The sequence below is a fragment of the Salinicoccus cyprini genome (assembly GCF_007713705.1).
GTDB classification, from domain to species: Bacteria; Bacillota; Bacilli; order Staphylococcales; family Salinicoccaceae; genus Salinicoccus; species Salinicoccus cyprini.
Map to the genome: position 1 here is coordinate 564216 of NZ_VMSJ01000001.1, position 19196 is coordinate 583411.

Genomic DNA, 19196 nt, shown 5'->3' on the forward strand with positions numbered 1-19196 from the left:
TTCTATTGGCAATTACACAAGAGCGCAAAAATGAACTGATTCAGGAATACCGTACACACGAATCCGACACTGGATCTCCGGAAGTACAGATCGCTGTACTGACAGCTGAGATTACAGCATTGAACGATCACCTGCGTACACACAAGAAGGACCACCATTCAAGAAGAGGACTTCTCAAAATGGTTGGACGCAGAAAAAACCTGCTCACTTACCTTCGTGAAAAAGATATTCAAAGATACCGCGAACTCATTCAGAGACTCGGTCTCCGCAGATAAGAAATGGTCTGGCATATCCTATGGATATGCCCTTTTTTTATGTATATTTTTTTGCAAAAGTGATATGATTGAAACAAGTAGCCTTACTAAGGAGAGTAGACAAATTATGACAGAATCAACGAAAAAAGTGTACGTAACAGAATGGGGCAGACATAAGCTCACTGTCGAATATGGTGAAATGGCGAAGCAGGCAAACGGTGCTGTTCTCATCCGCTATGGCGAGACGGTGGTACTCAGTACCGCAACAGCATCCAAAGAGCCGAAGGACCTGCCATTTTTCCCACTGACAGTAGCATACGAGGAGAAGCTGTATGCAGCAGGTAAAATTCCTGGCGGCTTCAACAAGCGTGAAGGCAGACCGAGTGAGGAAGCAACCCTTACAAGCCGTCTGATCGACCGCCCGATCCGCCCGCTATTCCCTGATGGCTACAGAAATGATGTACAGGTCATGTCCATTGTGCTGTCTGTCGATCCCGATGCATCGCCCCAGATGGCTGCCATGCTCGGATCATCCCTTGCGCTTGGCGTGAGTGATATCCCGTTTGATGGACCGATTGCAGGTGTAACTGTCGGACTGATCGACGGAGAATTCGTCATCAACCCATCGACGGACGAACTGGAACACTCTGAAATAGACCTTCAAGTGGCCGGCACGAAGGATGCCGTCAACATGGTCGAAGCGGGTGCGAAGGAAGTGTCAGAGGAAACGATGCTCAAAGCAATCATGTTCGGACATGAGAGCATCAAGGAAATGGTATCTTTCCAGGAATCCATCCTGAGCGGGCTGGATGTGGAAAAGCGTCCTTTCCAGCTGCCTGAGACGAATGATGAACTCACACACCAGATGGAAGAGAAAGCACTGTCCATGGGACTGTATGATGCCATCCAGGATCCGGACAAGCAGGCGCGCGAAACAGCTATCAATGATGCTAAAAAGCGTATTCTCGACACATTCGACGAGTCTCTGGAGAACTATGAGGAAATCCGTTCGGAAGCATCCGGCATCCTCGAAGGGCTTCTTAAGAATGAAGTCCGCCGACTGATCACTGAAGAGAAAGTCCGTCCGGATGGCCGTGAACCTTCAGAAATCAGGCCACTCGATTCACAGGCAGGTCTGCTGCCGAGAGCCCATGGTTCCGGACTATTCACACGTGGTCAGACACAGGCACTGTCCATCTGTACGCTCGGTGCGCTTGGCGAACATCAGATCATCGACGGTCTTGGTGTGGAAGAGAACAAACGCTTCATGCACCACTACAACTTCCCGAATTTCTCTGTAGGGGAAACAGGTCCGATCAGAGGACCGGGACGTCGTGAAATCGGACACGGGGCACTTGGTGAGCGTGCGCTGCTTCAGGTCATCCCTGATGAAGTCGCATTTCCATACACGATCCGTCTTGTTTCGGAAGTGCTCGAATCGAACGGCTCCAGCTCCCAGGCTTCCATCTGCGGATCCACATTGGCACTGATGGACGCAGGTGTACCGATCAAGGCGCCTGTTGCCGGCATTGCTATGGGACTTGTCATGAAGGATGACCAGTATACGATCCTTTCCGACATACAGGGCATGGAGGATGCACTCGGTGATATGGACTTCAAGGTGGCCGGTACCGAAAATGGCATCACTGCCATCCAGATGGATATCAAGATCGAAGGTCTGAGTGAAGACATTCTGCGTGAAGCACTGGAGCAGGCAAGAAGCGGTCGTGCCCAGATTCTCGACAACATGCTGGCGACACTCAGCGAGCCGCGTGCAGAAGTCAGCAAGTATGCCCCTAAAGTCGAAGTCATGCACATCAAACCGGACCAGATCAGAGGCGTCATTGGACCCGGCGGCAAGAAGATCAATGAAATCATCGATGAGACAGGTGTCAAACTGGATATCGAACAGGATGGTACGGTATTCATCGGCCATACCGATGCAGACATGATTGCACGTGCAAAACAGATCATCAAAGATCTGACACGTGTCGCCGAAGTTGGAGAGGTATATATGGGAGAAGTGAGGCGCATCGAGAAGTTCGGTGCATTCGTCCAGCTCTTCCCGGGCAAGGACGCACTCGTCCATATTTCACAGCTCGATACTTCTAGAGTTGCCAAAGTCGAGGATGTTACGGAAGTCGGGGACAAGTTCCTTGTCAAAGTAACTAACATCGACAACCAGGGCAGAGTCAATGCCTCCCGCAAAGTACTGCTCGAGGAAGAAAAAGGAGAGAAGTAGCGATGATTTTTGATAAAGTTGAACTTGATGAAGTGACTTATGATGTCACGGGTCAACTGAGGATCAAAGATGACGATGAAGTAAAGATCATTTTTGAAGATCTGATGTTTGGTAATGCACTCAAGGATCTGAATGCCAAGGAAAAGACAATCGATCATCTTGCGCTGAAGAACAGCGAAGAGACAAGATACGATACAAAGAAAGTCAAAGTATCCCACCTCACAATAGATGGGAAGTTCTACCACGCCACTTTCAAGTAGGCTTTAGGAGGAAATAATTTGAACGAAGCAAAAAAGAATGAAGCGAAAGTCAAAATCATACCGCTCGGTGGCGTCGGCGAGATTGCTAAGAACATGTACGTCGTTGAAGTGGAAGACGAGATGTTCATCCTCGACGCGGGACTCATGTTCCCGGAAGATGAAATGCTCGGAGTTGACATTGTCATTCCGGATATCACCTATATCCAGGAGAACAAGCAGAAGCTGAAGGGCATCTTCCTTTCCCACGGCCATGAGGATGCAATCGGTGCAGTGCCATACATCATCGATTCCCTGAACGTGCCGGTCTACGGCTCGAAACTCACGCTTGCACTCGTCAAAGACCGCCTCAAGGCGAAGGGCGTCAACAAGAAAGTGAAGTTCTATACAATCAACAGCCAGTCGCGCATGAAGTTCAAGAATGCTGAGATGGTGTTCTTTGAAACAAGCCACAGCATTCCGGATTCCTATGGCGTGAGCCTTGAGACAAAGTATGGCTCCATCGTCTACACAGGGGAATTCAAGTTCGACCAGAGCCTGAAGAACGGCTATGGCTACAACATGGCGAAAATGTACGATATAGCCAAAAAGGATGTTTTGGCGCTCATCAGTGACTCCACCGAGGCGGAAAGAAGGGGCTATAACACCCCTGAGAACATGATCGAGGAGCATATTCTGGACGGTTTTGCCAGAGCACGCGGACGCATTATCGTATCGTGCTATGCCTCGAACTTCGTGCGCATCCAGCAGGTGCTGACGAACGCAGCGAAGACACGCAGGAAGGTTTCATTCCTCGGCCGCACTCTGGAGAGCTCCTTCAAAGTAGCCCGCAACATGGGATACTTCGATATTCCGGAAGGTCTGCTTGTGCCAAGCCATGAAATCGGCGACTATCCCGACAATGAAGTGGTCATCATAGCGACAGGCTCACAGGGTGAACCGATCGAAGCACTTGGCAGAATGTCACGCGGCCAGCATGAAGTGACGAACATCAAGGAAGGCGATATCGTCTATATACTGACGACACCTTCTTCGAATATGGAAGTCATCCTCTACAGCACCATGAATGAACTGGTCAAAGCAGGTGCCGAGGTGGCAACACCGGAGCGCAGCATCCATGCATCGGGCCATGGCATGAGCGAGGAACTCAAAACCATGCTCAATGTAATGAAACCGAAGAATTTCATCCCGGTACAGGGAGAATTCAAAATGCAGATTGCACACGCCAAGCTTGCTGCTGAAACGGGTGTGGAACCTGAAAATATCTTCCTTCTGGAAAAAGGCGACGTTGTCACCTACGATGGAGAGAAGATGATCAGTGCCGATAAGGTCACTGCAGGAAATGTGCTGATTGACGGCAGCGGTGTTGGTGACGTCGGCAATATCGTCCTCAGGGACCGCAGACTGCTCAGTGAGGATGGCATCTTCATCGCCGTCATCACCATCGATCCGAAAAAACGCAGGATCATGGCCGGTCCGGAAATCCAGTCGCGGGGCTTCGTCTATGTGAAGGAGAGCGAAGACCTTCTGAAGGAAGCAGAGGAACGTGTGCATAAGATCGTACTTGATTCGATGGACGAGAAGAAACTGGAATGGAGTACGCTTAAACAGAGTATTAGAGATGATCTCGGCAAGTATCTGTATGATAATACAAAACGTCGCCCGATGATCATTCCGATCATATCCGAAATATAAAACAGGAATGAGACTGCCAGTTCTGGCAGTCTCATTGTAAATAGGAGGGACGCAGACGATGGCAAAGAAAACCGGGAAGTCGAGGCAGACAAGGAAGAAGAAAAAGAAGGATAATAGAACCTATTATTCGATTTCCGCCTTTATTCTCATCGTCATTTTGTTCATCACCATTTTTCAGCTCGGTGTCATAGGTACATACACCGATGCATTTTTTGCCTACCTCTTCGGTACAAGCAGGTATTTTACATATCTTATGCTTTTTCTCACAAGCATATATCTGGCAGCTGAGCAGAAAATACCACTTACCCGCAGAATGGGCGGATATATGCTGATGCAGTTCGGACTGCTGTTCTTGTTCCATACACTGCTTTATATTGTAGACAGAGCAAGAATAGAAGATTTCTACACTTTTCAGCAGACTGTTGAAACGATACAGACCGTCGGAATTATGGCCTTCTTCGGTGGCGGCATCATCGGCCAGGTGCTGTTTTCATTTTCATCCACAGGCATCTCCATGGTGGGAACGCTGCTGCTCGGATTGATCTTCCTTTATATCAGCTATCTGCTGATCACTTCGAAAGACATCGAGCAGTCCATATCCCATGATATGGTGAAGACATCAAAAGTGCTGAAAGGAATCGCCAATGCGGTCATCAGAGGTCTCGGGGCGCTTTACGAGCAGCTGGCCAGGCTTTTTTCAAGACTGGTTGAAAAGGCATCGGACAGAAAGAAAGCAGATGACAGGATCAAGACCCCTGCTGCAAAGAAACAGCCTGCAAAAACCATGATTGCAGCTGAAAAAGGGGCGGCGCCGAAGCAGCCCGCCGAGTTTGAAGCAGATGAGTCCATCATCGAGACGATGCATGAATACGACCGGACGGAAGCTGCAACGCAGCAGGAAACGACTGCACAGAAAGCATCAGACTCCGGTACAACAGCTGAAATCGAGAAGGAAAGCACTGAGGCGACAGAAATAGAGTATGAAAATGAAGACTACCCCGATGATTATGAGGCAGCGGATGAGAGCAGTGATGGGGAACCGGCGACATTCGATGAGGAAGAGATCAAGCAGCTGAAGCAGTATGAGCTGCCGTCCATCACCATGCTGAAGGATGCAGAAGTGTCCGAGACGGTCAGCAATAAGGAAGTGCTGAAGCAGGGCAAGATTCTTGAAGAGACGCTCAAGAACTTCGGGGTCAATGCCAAAGTTTCGAAAATCCGTATCGGCCCGGCCGTCACCCAGTTTGAAATCCAGCCGGATATCGGTGTAAAGGTCAGCAAGATCATCAATCTCCAGAACGATATCGCACTCAGTCTGGCAGCCAAGGATATCCGTATAGAAGCACCGATTCCAGGAAAATCCGCAGTCGGCATCGAGGTGCCGAACTCCGTCATCAGCATGGTGACGCTACGCGAGGTGCTCAAACGGAGAACAAGTGACAATCCGCTTGAAGTGGCGCTCGGCAAGGATATATCGGGCAGTCCGATATCAGCGGAGCTCAACAAGATGCCGCACCTCCTTGTTGCGGGCTCCACAGGCAGCGGTAAATCCGTCTGCATCAACGGCATCATCATAAGCCTGCTGATGAATGCAAAGCCGCACGAAGTCAAATTGATGATGATCGACCCGAAAATGGTCGAACTGAATGTCTATAATGGCATTCCGCATCTGCTCAGTCCTGTGGTAACCAACCCTCAGAAGGCGAGCGATGCCCTGAATAGGATCGTCAGCGAGATGGAGCGGAGATATGACTTGTTCTCCCACTCCAATACACGTAACATTGAAGCATACAACCAGTATCTGGAACGTGAAAGCGAAACACCTGAAAAGGTTCAGAAACTGCCATATATTGTTGTCATCATCGATGAACTTGCCGATCTGATGATGGTTGCTTCGAAGGACGTTGAAGCCTCCATCACCAGAATCGCGCAGATGGCACGTGCCGCCGGCATCCATCTGATCATCGCGACCCAGAGGCCATCAGTCGACGTCATCACAGGTATCATCAAAGCGAACATACCATCAAGAATCGCCTTCAGCGTCAGCTCCCAGACGGACTCGAGGACCATCATCGATTCACAGGGGGCAGAGAAGCTGCTCGGCCGGGGCGACATGCTCTTCCTGCCATCCGGCAAGTCCAAGCCGATCCGTGTGCAGGGGGCATTCCTCTCCGACAATGAAGTCAGCGATGTCGTCCATTATATTACAAGCCAGATGAAGGCCAATTACGAAAAATCGATCATGAACAAACCGGTTCAGAAAGAGCAGCAGGAATCCGAGGATGCGCTCTACCCGGATGCCAAATGGTTTGTCATCGAAGAGCAGCGTGCAAGTGCATCCCTTCTGCAGCGCCAGTTCAGGGTAGGCTACAACCGGGCAGCCCGGCTGATCGATGATCTTGAAGCAAATGGGGTCATTGGACCGAGCAGCGGCAGCAAGCCGAGAAATGTACTTGTACAGAATGAAGAATAAGGAGTAATACATGTATACAGCAGACCGTACAGAAGTGAACAATATTCCGGCAGTCATCATCGAAACGAACAAGTTCAAGACCATAACGATCCAGCTCCAGTTCAGAAGCAGGCTCGAAAGAAGCCGTGTGACGACAAGAAACATACTGTCCAGAATGATGATCAAAAGAACCCTCCAGTTCAGAAGGGAGGCGGATCTACTGAAGCACCTCGCCCATTACTATGGTGCACATCTGACATCGAATGTCGGCCGTAAAGGGGAGGATCATATCGTCACCCTGAGCATGGAGTTCGTCAATGACAGGTTCATCAAGGAGAATCTTGATGTGGCAGGGGAGATGTGCCGCCTGCTGCGGGATGTACTTGAAACGCCATCCCATTACGACGATTCATATGAGGAGTTCTTCAAAAAAGAGAAGCGGCTCTATAAGAACCGCCTCAAGAGCATGAAGGATAACCGGGCACAGTCGAGCTTCCAGTCGATGATCGACGTCATGTTTGAGGATGAGGACTATAAATACCTGTCCCACGGCGTCCTCGGAGACATCGACTCAATCACTCTGGAGGATATAAGAGCAGAGCACGAACAGATGATGTCGGGCGATGACATGGCCATACTGGTTGCCGGTGCAGTGGATGAAGACATCAAACAGGATCTCTCCACAATCTGTTCACGTGAAGCACCGGTCGTGATCGAACACAGGCCATACCCATACCGTCCAGTGGAGAAGGTCAAGAATGCGAAGGATACTCAGCAGATCGAACAGGCAAAGCTGAACATGGGCTTCAGAGTGGACATCAGAAACCTGCAGGAGCAGATGGCATTCAATGTCATGAACCAGATGTATGGCGGTTCCGCCTCCTCCCTGCTGTTTCGGAACATACGCGAAAAACTGAGCCTGGCCTACCAGATCCATTCCCAGGTCGACGTCAGGAACGGCTATCTGTTCGTCATGGGCGGTATCGACCCCGCCAACGTAGAGACAGCGGAATCTGCGATACTTGCGGAGCTTGACGCCATAAAGAATGGTGCATTCGAAGCAGAGTTTGTCGAAGAGGTAAAGAGAATGATGAGAGTAAACAGGCAGGAGATCATGGACAAGCCGAAAGGCCTGATCACCATGGAATACAACCGGCTGATCCAGGGTGTACAGGATCGTTCATGGGAAGAGCGGCTCCAGGCAGTGGACAGCGACATGATCAGAGAGATCTCAAGCCGTGTAGTCCTCGATACTGTATATGTACTGACAAGGAGTGACGAAGATGAAAAGAATTGACTATCCTGAAATTGATGAAAGTGTATACCAGCACAAGTGTGCCAATGGCCTCGACGTGTTCATCGTCCAGAAGCCCGAGTACAGCAAGAAGTTCGTCACCTATACGACGAAGTACGGCTCGATGGATGACCATTTCAACGTGGATGGGGAGTCCTTCAGAGTGCCTGAAGGCATCGCGCACTTTCTTGAGCACAAGATGTTCGAAAAGGAGGATGGGGACGTCTTCAACCTCTTCTCCAAATATGGCGCCAGCGCCAATGCATTCACTTCATATGATCGGACGTCCTACCTTTTCAGTACTACAGAGTCCTTCGATAAGAATCTGAAGCTGCTCATGGATATGGTCGAAAAACCGTACTTCACAGAAGAGACGGTCGAGCGGGAAGTCGGCATCATCGGTGAGGAAATAAAGATGTACCAGGATAACCCGGGGTACAAGCTCTATTTTGAAACATTGAACCAGATGTACCATAACCTGCCGGTGAAGGATGACATTGCCGGTACCGAGGCGTCGATCGGTGAAATAACAAGCGACCATCTGTTCCTGTGCCACAGGACATTCTACCATCCATCCAATATGGTGCTCATCCTTGTCGGCGAATTCGATGTGGATGCTGTCATGGCCGCCATCGATCAGCACCAGTCGGAACGGGGCGTCATGGATGCGCCCAGGATCGAAAGAGTGCTGCCGGAAGAACCACGGGAAATCGTCAAGCCGCACAGTGTGCTTGAGATGGATGTCGAGGAGACGCGCATCATGCTCGGTTTCAAGCATCATCAGGATAAGAGGGATGCCATGGAACGTCTGAAAAGGGACCTGTCGATGATGTTCGCACTGGATATGGTATTCGGCGAGCAATCGAAGTACTATTATGAACTGATGGAGAAAGGGCTGATCGATGATTCTTTCAATTTCAGCCATATCGAAGAAGTTTCCTTCTCCCATCTGCTGTTTGCATCCAATACGGAAGCGCCGGAACGGTTTACAGAGGAGATTACGTCTATAATAGAGACAGTCAAGGACAGTAATTTCTTCACAGACGAAAAACTGAAAGTCCAGAAAAGGGAGATCATCGGCGACTATCTCTCCAGTCTCAATTCACCGGAGTATATCGCCAACCAGTATACAAAGTACTATCTGGACGGCTATGATCTCTATCAGCTGCCTGAAGTCATAGACAGCATTACAATCAATGATGTAAAGCAGCACTTTGCTGATGTACTGGATACCCGGTACATGGTGGAGTGCGTACTGAAACCGCATGACTAGGCACATCATCGTCGGTAGTACCGGCGATATCGGCAGTGCCATTCATGCAGGCCTCGAAGGTAAGGCCGAAATCTGGTCTTTTTCCCGGTCGCAGACGCCGGACTACGACAGCATCCATCATTTTCTTGATCTGTCCGAGCCGTTGGATGCATCGGCAGTGGAAAACATATTCAAGGATATCGACCATGTGGACAGCCTGATCTGGTGCCCTGGGGAAACACTTTTCGAGATGCTTGAGGACACGCCACTCGAAAAAGTGGATGCACAGTACAATATTTCCCTCCGCTCACTGATCACGTTCATCAAAGTACTCCTTCCGAAGCTCAGGAAAAGTGGATGCGGACGGATCATCATCATCACTTCGATCTGGGGGCGTCACGGAGCGAGCTTCGAGAGTGTCTACGCTGCCATGAAAGGCGCCCAGGAGGCGCTCATCAAATCGCTTGCCAAAGAGCTTGCGGGTACCACCATTACAGTGAATGGCATTGCTCCAGGTGTTGTTGAAGGAAAAATGACCAGTGAGCTGTCCCAGGAGGACCAGGCGTTTCTGATCCAGGAACTGCCGCAGTCGCGCTTTGTCGCACGGGAGGAAGTGATGCATGCTGTCGCTTATCTGCTGAGTCCAGGCGCCCGCTCTGTTACAGGTGAGATTATGAATATCAATGGGGGATGGTATACATGAGTGATACTGGAAAAGGGAAGCCGATGTATCCCGAGAGAAACATTGAACAGTATATGGAATATGAAATTCTGAACAACCGGCCCGGCCTGCTCGGCGACATCTCCTCACTGCTCGGCAACCTCGGCATCAGCATCGATACGATCAACGGGGTGGAGAACAGAAGGCGCGGACTGCTGGTCCGCACGGATGAACTCAACAAATTGAAACGCTTCGAATATATGAGTGCCTATATCGATGACATCCAGATACTCAAAATAAGAAAGCCGCAAGTGCGCGATCGTCTTGCTGTCAGGCACGGACGTTTCATCAAAAGAGATGAAGAGGACAAGAAGGTTTTCCGGTTCACCCGGGAGGAAATCGGTATCCTGGTGGATTTTCTGGCTGAAATATTCAAGGAGAAGGGCCATAAGATCATCGGTGTCCGCGGCATGCCGCGCGTCGGCAAGACGGAGTCCATCGTCGCCGGCAGTGTGACAGCCAAAAAGAAATGGCTCTTCCTCTCCTCGACACTGATCAAGCAGACGGAACGTACAAGCCTGCTCAAAGGCGAGTACGATGAGAATAATGTGTTCATCATCGATGGGGCGGTGACCATGAAATCCACCGAGGAGGCGCATAAGCAGCTGATCAGGGAGATCATGAGCTATCCTGCCGTCAAGGTGATCGAACACCCGGATCTCTTTATTGAAGGCATGCAGTACAAACTCGAAGATTTCGACTATATCATTGAACTGAGAGAAGATGAGAACCAGGAAATCACCTATGAGAAGCATAAGAAGCAGCACTGGTTCGAAGATGAAGATACGAACTTCTTTGGTGGAATGTAGGGAGGACCCATGAAACTCGGTGCTTATTTGAAAAATAAAAGAGAACAGTCAGGAATCACCCTGAAGGAGATGCAGGAGAAGTCCGGCATCAGGAAAGAAATCATCAGACTGATTGAAAGCGATGACCTCGACGCATTGCCGGAACCGGCTCATGCACCTTTCCTGCTGCAGCAGTATACAAGAGCGGTCGGGCTCGATTCCAACGCCATCATGGAAAGGTATGCGGATGGACTTCCTGATGACAACTTAAATGAAAGAAAGCGGCATCAGTCGCAGAATGAGGACTATCAGTATTTCAAAAAGGTGCTGATCAGTTTCCTCGTCCTGGTCGGTGTCCTTTTCGTCGGCTGGATGGTACTGCTCCAGGTCGGTGCACAGACGGACCTGTTCGAGAAGGAGCCGATCTATAGTGTGGAGGAGGACCTCATCGTACAGCCGGATGAAAGCGAAACGGCATCTTCGGAACCGGCAGAGCAGACAGTGGAGGCGCCGACCGAGGAACCGACAGAAGCGCCTGCGACCGACTATTCCTATAGTGGTTCCGAAGGCAGTACGTTCTATTATGATCTTCATGTCGTGGAACCGCTGGTCATTTCACTTGCAGGCGAGGACACATCCTGGGTGACGCTGACAGATGATGCAGGCAATACGTATGCCTATGAAAATCTGACTGAAGGGGAGTTTGAAATCTCTCCGGAGGCCTCGATCGTCTATCTGACACTCGGTGATTCGACCGGCTTCAATGTCCGCATTGACGGCGAACCTCTTGAAAACCCTGAAGCCGGAAGCGCTGTCACCGTCTATTATGAATTCAATCTGGTAAAGGAGGAATGACATGAATATACCCAATCAGCTGACTGTGTTCAGAGTACTTCTGATCCCGGTCTTTCTAATATTTGCACTTGTGGATTTCGGCTGGGGTTCCTTGAGTGTGCTCGGCGGAAATGAAATTATCGTCAGCCAGATGATCGGTGCCATCATCTTCATCGTGGCTGCCCTGACAGACTTTCTGGACGGATACCTGGCCCGGAAGTGGAACCTCATCACCAACATGGGCAAGTTTCTCGATCCTCTGGCCGACAAGCTGCTGGTGACGACCGGCCTGATCGTTCTGGTCGAGCTGCAGGTCATCTCCTCATGGATTGCGGTCGTCATCATTGCCCGGGAGTTCGCAGTCACCGGTTTGAGATTACTCCAGATCGAACAAGGGTATGTGAGTGCTGCAGGGCAGCTCGGTAAAATAAAGACCGTGTTCCAGATGATTGCACTGGTACTCCTTCTGTTCGGTGATATGTTTACACAGTATCTGCCATTTTCTCCTGGAATCGTAACGATGTACATTGCTGTATTCTTCACGATACTGTCCGGCATCGAATATTTCCATAAAGGCCGGGCAGTGTTCCAGGGTGATGGCTCGAAATGATTTCTGCGCGTGTTTCGGACAGTTGTGCCATAACTGCGAGCCTGATCTGCAGTTGATTGATAACCGTTTGGGCAATTTGCGAAATGGGGATAAAAAGCGAACATATATTCGCTTTTTATCGTCCGGTATGGTATAATATATTACGAAGTGAATTAATGGAGGGTAATTATGGACGAGAGACAAAAAGCGATAGATACAGTGATAAAGAACATGGAAAAGTCATTTGGCAAAGGCGCCGTAATGAAACTTGGAGATGATGCTGGACGCAAAGTTTCTACAGTTTCCACCGGATCCATCACGCTGGATAAGGCACTCGGTGTCGGCGGGTATCCTAAAGGCAGAATCATCGAAATTTATGGTCCAGAGTCTTCCGGTAAGACGACCGTAGCGCTTCACGCAATAGCAGAAGCACAGAAGAATGGCGGAATTGCAGCGTTCATCGATGCAGAGCACGCGCTTGACCCCGACTATGCGCAGAATCTCGGTGTGGATATAGAGAACCTCTACCTGTCCCAGCCCGATACAGGGGAACAGGCATTGGAAATTACAGAAGCATTCGTCAGAAGTGGCGCTGTTGATATTGTTGTCGTCGATTCCGTCGCAGCATTGACACCGAAAGCGGAAATTGAAGGTGAAATGGGAGATGCCCACGTCGGCCTCCAGGCACGACTCATGTCCCAGGCGCTGAGAAAGCTTTCCGGTGCAATTTCCAAGAGTAATACGACAGCGATCTTCATCAACCAGATCCGTGAGAAGGTCGGCGTCATGTTCGGTAACCCGGAAACAACATCCGGTGGCCGTGCCCTGAAGTTCTACAGCTCCGTCCGTCTCGAAGTCAGACGTGCTGAACAGCTCAAGCTCGGTACGGACATCGTCGGTAACCGCACGAAGATCAAAGTGGTCAAGAACAAGGTTGCCCCGCCATTCCGTGTGGCAGAAGTCGATATCATGTACGGTAAAGGCATCTCGAAGACGGGTGAGATGATCGACCTCGGTGTTGAGAACGATATCGTTGAAAAGAGCGGTGCATGGTACTCCTATGAAGGCGAGCGCCTCGGCCAGGGCAAGGAGAATGCCAAGGAGACGCTTACCAACAACCCGGCACTTCTTGAGGAGATAGAAGGGAAGCTGCGTAACGCACTCGGATTCGGCAAGGAGAAGAACGTGGATGTGCCTGAAGAGGAAACAGCTTCAGACAAGCTGTTTGACGAGGATGAACTATAAACGAATAAGTGTATGACCAGATGGCACCAGAATGCAAATAAGACGTTCTGGTGCTTGCGTTTTCCTGTGTTTATCTTTAGAATTGTATATATATAATATTGGTTATGCATGATATTATATACAACAATAGCTAGAGCCTGTTGGGGAGGTGTTTATTGTGGACATGATAGACATTTTCTTAATCTTGCTTGGCATTTTTCTAGGTGTTGTAATCGGATATTTTATCGTCAGAAACACTATGACTAAACGGCAGCAAGAGGCACGGACTTCTGCTGAGCACATCATCAATGAAGCGCAGAAGCAGGCGGACAGCCTCAAGAAAGAAAAGCTGCTCGAGGCAAAAGAGGAAAATCAGACTCTCAGGGAGACGTTCGAACGCGAATCCGGTGAGAAGAGAGATGAACTCAAGGCACAGGAATCCAGATTGCTGAACCGTGAACAAGTTCTTGACAGGAAGAGTGAAGTTCTGGACAAGAAGGATGAGGCGCTGGAGCACAAAGAAGCCAAAATTGAAGAAAAACAGCAAATGGTTGATGCCGAGGATCATAAGATTAAAGAAATTATCAGTCGGCAAGAAGAAGAACTCACTCGCATCTCCGGACTTACGCGCGAAGAGGCGCGTAATGAAATCTTCGCAGAAGTGGAGCGGGAACTGTCACATGATATGGCTGTAATGGTCAAAGAGAAAGAGAACCAGATGAAGCTCGAAGTGGATAAGAAAGCGAAGGAATTGCTCGCCGTGACTGCCCAGCGTTATGCAGCAGAATATACAAGTGAATCGACAGTTTCAGTCGTTACATTACCGAACGACGAAATGAAGGGACGCATCATCGGCCGTGAAGGCCGTAATATCCGTACATTGGAAACATTGACGGGGATCGACCTCATCATCGATGATACACCTGAAGCGGTCATCCTTTCCGGTTTTGATCCCATTCGTCGGGCAATTGCCAAAAATGCACTTGAAGACCTTGTGCAGGACGGCAGAATCCATCCAGGACGTATTGAAGAAATGGTGGATAAGGCCAAGCGCAATATGGAGACGAATATTCGCGACGCAGGGGAGGCAGCTGCCTTTGAACTTGATATCCACAATCTGCACCCTGAACTCATCAAGCACCTCGGTAAGATGAAATACCGACTCAGCTACGGCCAGAACGTGCTCAAGCACTCTGTCGAAGTCGGGTATCTTGCCGGCATGCTTGCCAGTGAGCTTGGTGAAGATGTGCAGCTGGCAAGAAGAGCAGGACTCCTTCACGACATCGGCAAGGCCATCGACCACGAAGTGGATGGCAGCCACGTCGAGATCGGAGTGGAACTTGCCAAACGCTACAAGGAGCATGGTACGGTCATCAACGCCATCCATTCCCACCATGGCGATGTCGAGCCGACAAGCATCATTTCGATTCTTGTTGCTGCAGCCGATGCGCTGAGCGCAGCAAGACCGGGTGCAAGAAGAGAGACGCTTGAGAATTATGTGAAGCGTCTTGAAAGACTCGAAGCCATCGCTGAAGGATACAGTGGCGTAGAGAAGACATTCGCCATCCAGGCAGGACGCGAAATACGCGTCATGGTCAAGCCGGATGAATTGGATGATCTGAAAGCGCACCGTCTCGCAAGGGATATCAAGAAGCAGGTCGAAGAAGAGCTGCAGTATCCTGGACATATCAAAGTGACAGTCGTCCGAGAAATGCGGGCAGTAGAATATGCCAAATAGAAAACCAGCAGGATATCCTGCTGGTTTTCTTATTTTGGCTGATATTACATGTTGATGTCGATATCCCTGATGCTGTTGAAAGCTTCGCTTGTTTCCTGGGTGGTGTTGGAAAATCTTGCGTACTTCTCAGCAAGCTTGTAGGCGCTCAAGTAGAGCTCGAGGCTGTCTTTCGCCTTATCCTCAACGCTTTCGCTGTTTGAAGGATTCGCCATGAGGGCCAGTTTTGCAAATTCTTTCGGATCGATGGATAATGTCAAATTATTCACTCCTAAGTATTTTATAAAATATAACTTCCCTAAAACATGTATAATAAACATCAAAATGAATTTAAAGGATGAAATCGAATGCGCATTCTATTTATTGGAGATATCGTAGGAAAAGTAGGCAGAAGAATGCTGTCGGAGCATCTTCTCGGACTGAAGCGGGAGCACGGTGCACAGGTGGCCATTGTGAATGGTGAGAATGCCGCCCACGGCAAGGGCATCACCGAAAAGATCTATAAGGAGATTCTGACGAGTGGAGCGGACTTCATCACACTTGGAAATCATGCATTTGCCAAGCGGGATGTCTATGAATTCATGGAGCAGGATATCCGCATGGTCCGTCCGGCCAACTTTCCAAAAGGAGCACCCGGTAAAGGACATGGCATCATCAATGTCAATGGTGTGAAGCTGCTCATCATGAATCTGCAGGGACGGAGCTTCATGGATGCCATCGATTGCCCGTTCAGAAAGGCGGACGCGATACTTGAAAGCGTCGAAGCGGATGAGATTTTCGTCGACTTCCATAGCGAGACGACGAGTGAAAGTCTTGCCATGGGCCATTATCTGGATGGCAGGGTGGATGCGGTCGTCGGCACGCACACGCACGTCCAGACGAATGATGAACAGGTGCTGCCCGGAGGCACTAAATATATTACCGACGTCGGCATGACAGGATTCAAAAATGGCATACTCGGCATCCGCAAGGAGGAAGTCATCGAACGGTTCATCCATCAGCTGCCGGTCCGCCATAACGTACCTGAGGAAGGTGCAGGCATTCTTTCCGGCGTCATCATCGATACTGGTACCAGTAAAATAGCCAAAATCCGCATCGAGGAATAGCGGTCATCCGATAGGCTGATTTTCATTTTGGACACGTCCGGATGATCGAAAAATGGCTCTGATTTTGGTATATTAGCATAAGGACAAGGAGGCAATGTGTATGAATGGACAATTGTCATGGAAAGTCGGTGGCCAGCAGGGTGAGGGCATTGAATCGACTGGAGAAATATTTTCAACCACACTGAATAGAATGGGCTACCACCTATACAGCTACAGGCACTTTTCAAGCCGTATCAAAGGTGGCCATACGAATAATAACGTCAGAATTTCCACAAAAGAAGTACGGGCGGTCAGCGACAACATCAATATTCTTGTTGCGTTCGACCAGCAGACCATAGATCTGAACAGCCATGAGCTTGTTCAGAACGGCATTATTCTTGCCGACAGCAAATTCAGTCCGAAAAAAGATGAAGGCCTGGATGTACAGCTTGTATCCATTCCATTTACTGAAACTGCCAAAGCACTCGGCAGCCAGCTGATGAAGAACATGGTTGCAATCGGTGCCAGCGCAAGGCTGATGAACCTTGAACTGCAGCCTTTCAAAGATATGATCTACACGATGTTCATCAGAAAAGGGCAGGAGATCGTCGATGCCAACCATGAAGCGCTGATCCAGGGCTACCAGCTGATGGATGATGAGATGGGGCATATCAAGGGCGACTTCGAAATGCTCCCATCGGACAGTGAAGCACGCCTGTTTCTGATCGGCAACGATGCCATCAGTTTCGGTGCGCTGAATGCAGGCGTCAGATTCATGGCGGCATATCCGATCACGCCGGCAAGTGAAATTATGGAATACATGATCACCAACCTGCCGAAAGTGGGCGGTACCGTCATCCAGACGGAGGACGAGATCGCAGCAGTGACCATGGCGATCGGATCCAACTATGCAGGTGCAAGAAGCTTCACCTCATCTGCCGGACCGGGTCTGTCACTCATGATGGAGTCGATTGGTCTTTCAGGCATGACGGAAACACCACTCGTCATCGTCGATACGATGCGCGGCGGCCCATCGACAGGTCTGCCGACAAAGCAGGAGCAGTCGGACCTCATGCAGATGATCTACGGTACACATGGAGATATTCCTAAAATCGTACTTGCACCTTCCGATGTTGAAGATGCATTCTATACGACAATAGAGGCATTCAACCTGGCCGAGTACTATCAGGTGCCGGTCATCCTGCTATCCGATCTGCAGATGTCACTCGGCAAGCAGTCATCTGCGCCGTTCGACGTTTCCCGGGTGGAAATCAACCGTGGCAAGACGATCACTGAAGATATTGAAGATCAGGCGGATGAGTACTTCGAACGCTATGGTGACGAGGCGGATGGCATTTCGCATCGTCCGATTCCGGGCATCAAAGGCGGCATCCACCATGTGACGGGCGTCGAGCACAGCCCGACCGGCACACCGAATGAGGGTCCTGAGAACCGCCAGGTGCAGATGGACAAGCGGATGCGCAAGCTGAAGGACTTCACGATGGAGGAGCCGTTCAAAGTCCAGGGTAGCGTGGACAGCGATCTCCTGGTACTCAGTTTCCTGAGTGTCAACGGTGTCGCCAGAGAAGCAGCCGAGCGGATCGATGCGGACGTGACGACAGTCAACCTCAAGCAGATCCATCCGTTCCCGATCGATGCGTTGAGACCCTACCTCGATGGCGCCAAGGAGATACTCGTCATAGAGCAGAACTACAGTGCACAGCTTCAGAGCGTCCTGAAGATGAATTATCCTGGGCATGACAGAATCCGTTCCTACGTCAAATATGATGGTACGCCTTTCAGACCCGAAGAAATTGAAACGCATATCAATTCGATTCTTAAAATAAAGGAAGTTATGTAATGGCGACATTCAAAGACTTTAGAAATAATATCAAACCGAACTGGTGCCCAGGCTGCGGTGACTTCAGTGTCCAGGCGGCCATACAGAAAGCGTGCGCGGCCAACGGACTTGAACCGGATGAACTTGCTGTCATCACGGGGATCGGCTGCAGCGGACGCTTGAGCGGCTATATCAAGTCATACGGTTTCCACTCCACACATGGGCGCAGCCTCCCGGTGGCACAAGGTGTCAAGATGGCGAATGATGATCTTACAGTCATCGCCTCCGGTGGTGATGGTGATGGCTTCGCCATCGGCATGGGGCATACAGTCCACGCACTGAAAAGAAACATCGATATCACCTATATCGTCATGGACAACCAGGTGTACGGCCTGACCAAAGGACAGACTTCTCCGTCCTCCGGCAAAGGGTTCGTTACAAAAACAACTCCGGACGGCTCCAAGGAGAACCCGATACAGCCGATCAGAACGGCATTGGCAAGCGGTGCAACCTTCGTTGCCCAGAGTGTCAGTTCCGACATCAAACAGCTGACGGCAATCATCCAGCAGGCGATGGACCACAAGGGTTTCAGCTTCATCAACGTGTTCAGTCCATGTGTGACATACAACAAGGTCAACACTTATGACTGGTTCAAGGAGAACCTGATTGCTGTCGAGGATATCGAGGACTTCGACCATACGGATGCAAAGAACGCGATGCAGAATGTCATGGAGTACGACGGTCTTCTGAAGGGCATCATCTACCACGACCAGGAAGCAAAATCCTACCAGGAGAACATCGATGGATACCTAGACCAGCCGCTCATCAAGAAGAAGATGACGCTGGAAAACGAAACATTCGATGAACTGATGGCGGAATTCCGCTAGGTCATATGCCTGAAGCTTCGAGCTTCAGGTTTTTTTATTTTATCTAT

Annotated in this window: 17 protein-coding genes; 16 read left to right on the forward strand and 1 reads right to left on the reverse strand. The window is 49.9% G+C overall.

Annotated features, from left to right (window positions below):
• Positions 1-5: 5 nt before the first annotated feature.
• The 13 genes from rpsO to rny all read left to right on the forward strand — a co-directional run bounded on the left by rpsO (position 6) and on the right by rny (position 15340).
• Positions 6-275: a 30S ribosomal protein S15 gene (gene rpsO, locus FO441_RS02720; protein ID WP_145285429.1), complete on the forward strand. Its 270-nt coding sequence runs from the start codon at positions 6-8 to the stop codon at positions 273-275.
• 106 nt (positions 276-381) lie between these two features.
• Positions 382-2496: a polyribonucleotide nucleotidyltransferase gene (gene pnp / locus FO441_RS02725; protein ID WP_145285432.1), complete on the forward strand. Its 2115-nt coding sequence runs from the start codon at positions 382-384 to the stop codon at positions 2494-2496.
• A gap of 2 nt (positions 2497-2498) precedes the next feature.
• Positions 2499-2756 (forward strand): hypothetical protein, encoded by a 258-nt coding sequence (locus FO441_RS02730; protein WP_145285435.1) that lies wholly within the window; start codon positions 2499-2501, stop codon positions 2754-2756.
• Positions 2757-2774: 18 nt separating this feature from the next.
• Positions 2775-4448, forward strand: coding sequence for a ribonuclease J (locus tag FO441_RS02735; protein ID WP_145285438.1), 1674 nt, complete (start codon positions 2775-2777; stop codon positions 4446-4448).
• A 58-nt stretch (positions 4449-4506) separates the two neighbouring features.
• Positions 4507-6921, forward strand: coding sequence for a DNA translocase FtsK (locus tag FO441_RS02740; protein WP_145285440.1), 2415 nt, complete (start codon positions 4507-4509; stop codon positions 6919-6921).
• 10 nt (positions 6922-6931) lie between these two features.
• Positions 6932-8197 carry an EF-P 5-aminopentanol modification-associated protein YfmF gene (gene yfmF / locus FO441_RS02745; RefSeq protein WP_145285443.1) on the forward strand — a complete coding sequence of 422 codons (1266 nt, stop codon included), beginning with the start codon at positions 6932-6934 and terminating at the stop codon, positions 8195-8197.
• On the forward strand, positions 8184-9467 hold the full coding sequence (gene yfmH / locus FO441_RS02750) for an EF-P 5-aminopentanol modification-associated protein YfmH (RefSeq protein WP_145285446.1): 1284 nt from the start codon (positions 8184-8186) through the stop codon (positions 9465-9467). The genes yfmF and yfmH overlap by 14 nt, the downstream gene beginning before the upstream one ends.
• Positions 9460-10149: an SDR family NAD(P)-dependent oxidoreductase gene (locus FO441_RS02755; RefSeq protein WP_145285449.1), complete on the forward strand. Its 690-nt coding sequence runs from the start codon at positions 9460-9462 to the stop codon at positions 10147-10149. The genes yfmH and FO441_RS02755 overlap by 8 nt, the downstream gene beginning before the upstream one ends.
• 23 nt (positions 10150-10172) lie before the next feature.
• Positions 10173-10976 carry a DUF3388 domain-containing protein gene (locus FO441_RS02760; RefSeq protein ID WP_425473443.1) on the forward strand — a complete coding sequence of 268 codons (804 nt, stop codon included), beginning with the start codon at positions 10173-10175 and terminating at the stop codon, positions 10974-10976.
• A gap of 9 nt (positions 10977-10985) precedes the next feature.
• Positions 10986-11810 (forward strand): helix-turn-helix domain-containing protein, encoded by an 825-nt coding sequence (locus FO441_RS02765; RefSeq protein ID WP_145285456.1) that lies wholly within the window; start codon positions 10986-10988, stop codon positions 11808-11810.
• A gap of 1 nt (position 11811) precedes the next feature.
• Positions 11812-12399 (forward strand): CDP-diacylglycerol--glycerol-3-phosphate 3-phosphatidyltransferase, encoded by a 588-nt coding sequence (gene pgsA, locus FO441_RS02770; RefSeq protein ID WP_145285459.1) that lies wholly within the window; start codon positions 11812-11814, stop codon positions 12397-12399.
• Positions 12400-12567: 168 nt separating this feature from the next.
• A complete protein-coding gene (gene recA / locus FO441_RS02775; RefSeq protein ID WP_145285462.1) occupies positions 12568-13623 on the forward strand; it encodes a recombinase RecA in 1056 nt (351 codons plus the stop codon).
• 163 nt (positions 13624-13786) lie between these two features.
• Positions 13787-15340 carry a ribonuclease Y gene (gene rny, locus FO441_RS02780; RefSeq protein WP_255695281.1) on the forward strand — a complete coding sequence of 518 codons (1554 nt, stop codon included), beginning with the start codon at positions 13787-13789 and terminating at the stop codon, positions 15338-15340.
• 44 nt (positions 15341-15384) lie between these two features.
• On the opposite strand, the gene FO441_RS02785 is transcribed toward rny, so the two are convergent.
• A complete protein-coding gene (locus FO441_RS02785) occupies positions 15385-15597 on the reverse strand; it encodes a hypothetical protein (protein ID WP_145285467.1) in 213 nt (70 codons plus the stop codon).
• A gap of 87 nt (positions 15598-15684) precedes the next feature.
• Here FO441_RS02785 and FO441_RS02790 point away from each other — a divergent pair, with 87 nt between their 5' ends.
• From FO441_RS02790 to FO441_RS02800, 3 genes are all read left to right on the forward strand, one after another.
• Positions 15685-16443, forward strand: a complete 759-nt coding sequence (locus FO441_RS02790; protein WP_145285470.1) for a TIGR00282 family metallophosphoesterase — start codon at positions 15685-15687, stop codon at positions 16441-16443.
• 100 nt (positions 16444-16543) lie between these two features.
• Positions 16544-18283: a 2-oxoacid:acceptor oxidoreductase subunit alpha gene (locus tag FO441_RS02795; protein WP_145285473.1), complete on the forward strand. Its 1740-nt coding sequence runs from the start codon at positions 16544-16546 to the stop codon at positions 18281-18283.
• Positions 18283-19149, forward strand: coding sequence for a 2-oxoacid:ferredoxin oxidoreductase subunit beta (locus FO441_RS02800; protein ID WP_145285475.1), 867 nt, complete (start codon positions 18283-18285; stop codon positions 19147-19149). Before FO441_RS02795 ends, FO441_RS02800 begins: the two co-directional genes overlap by 1 nt.
• The last annotated feature ends 47 nt before the right edge of the window (positions 19150-19196 follow it).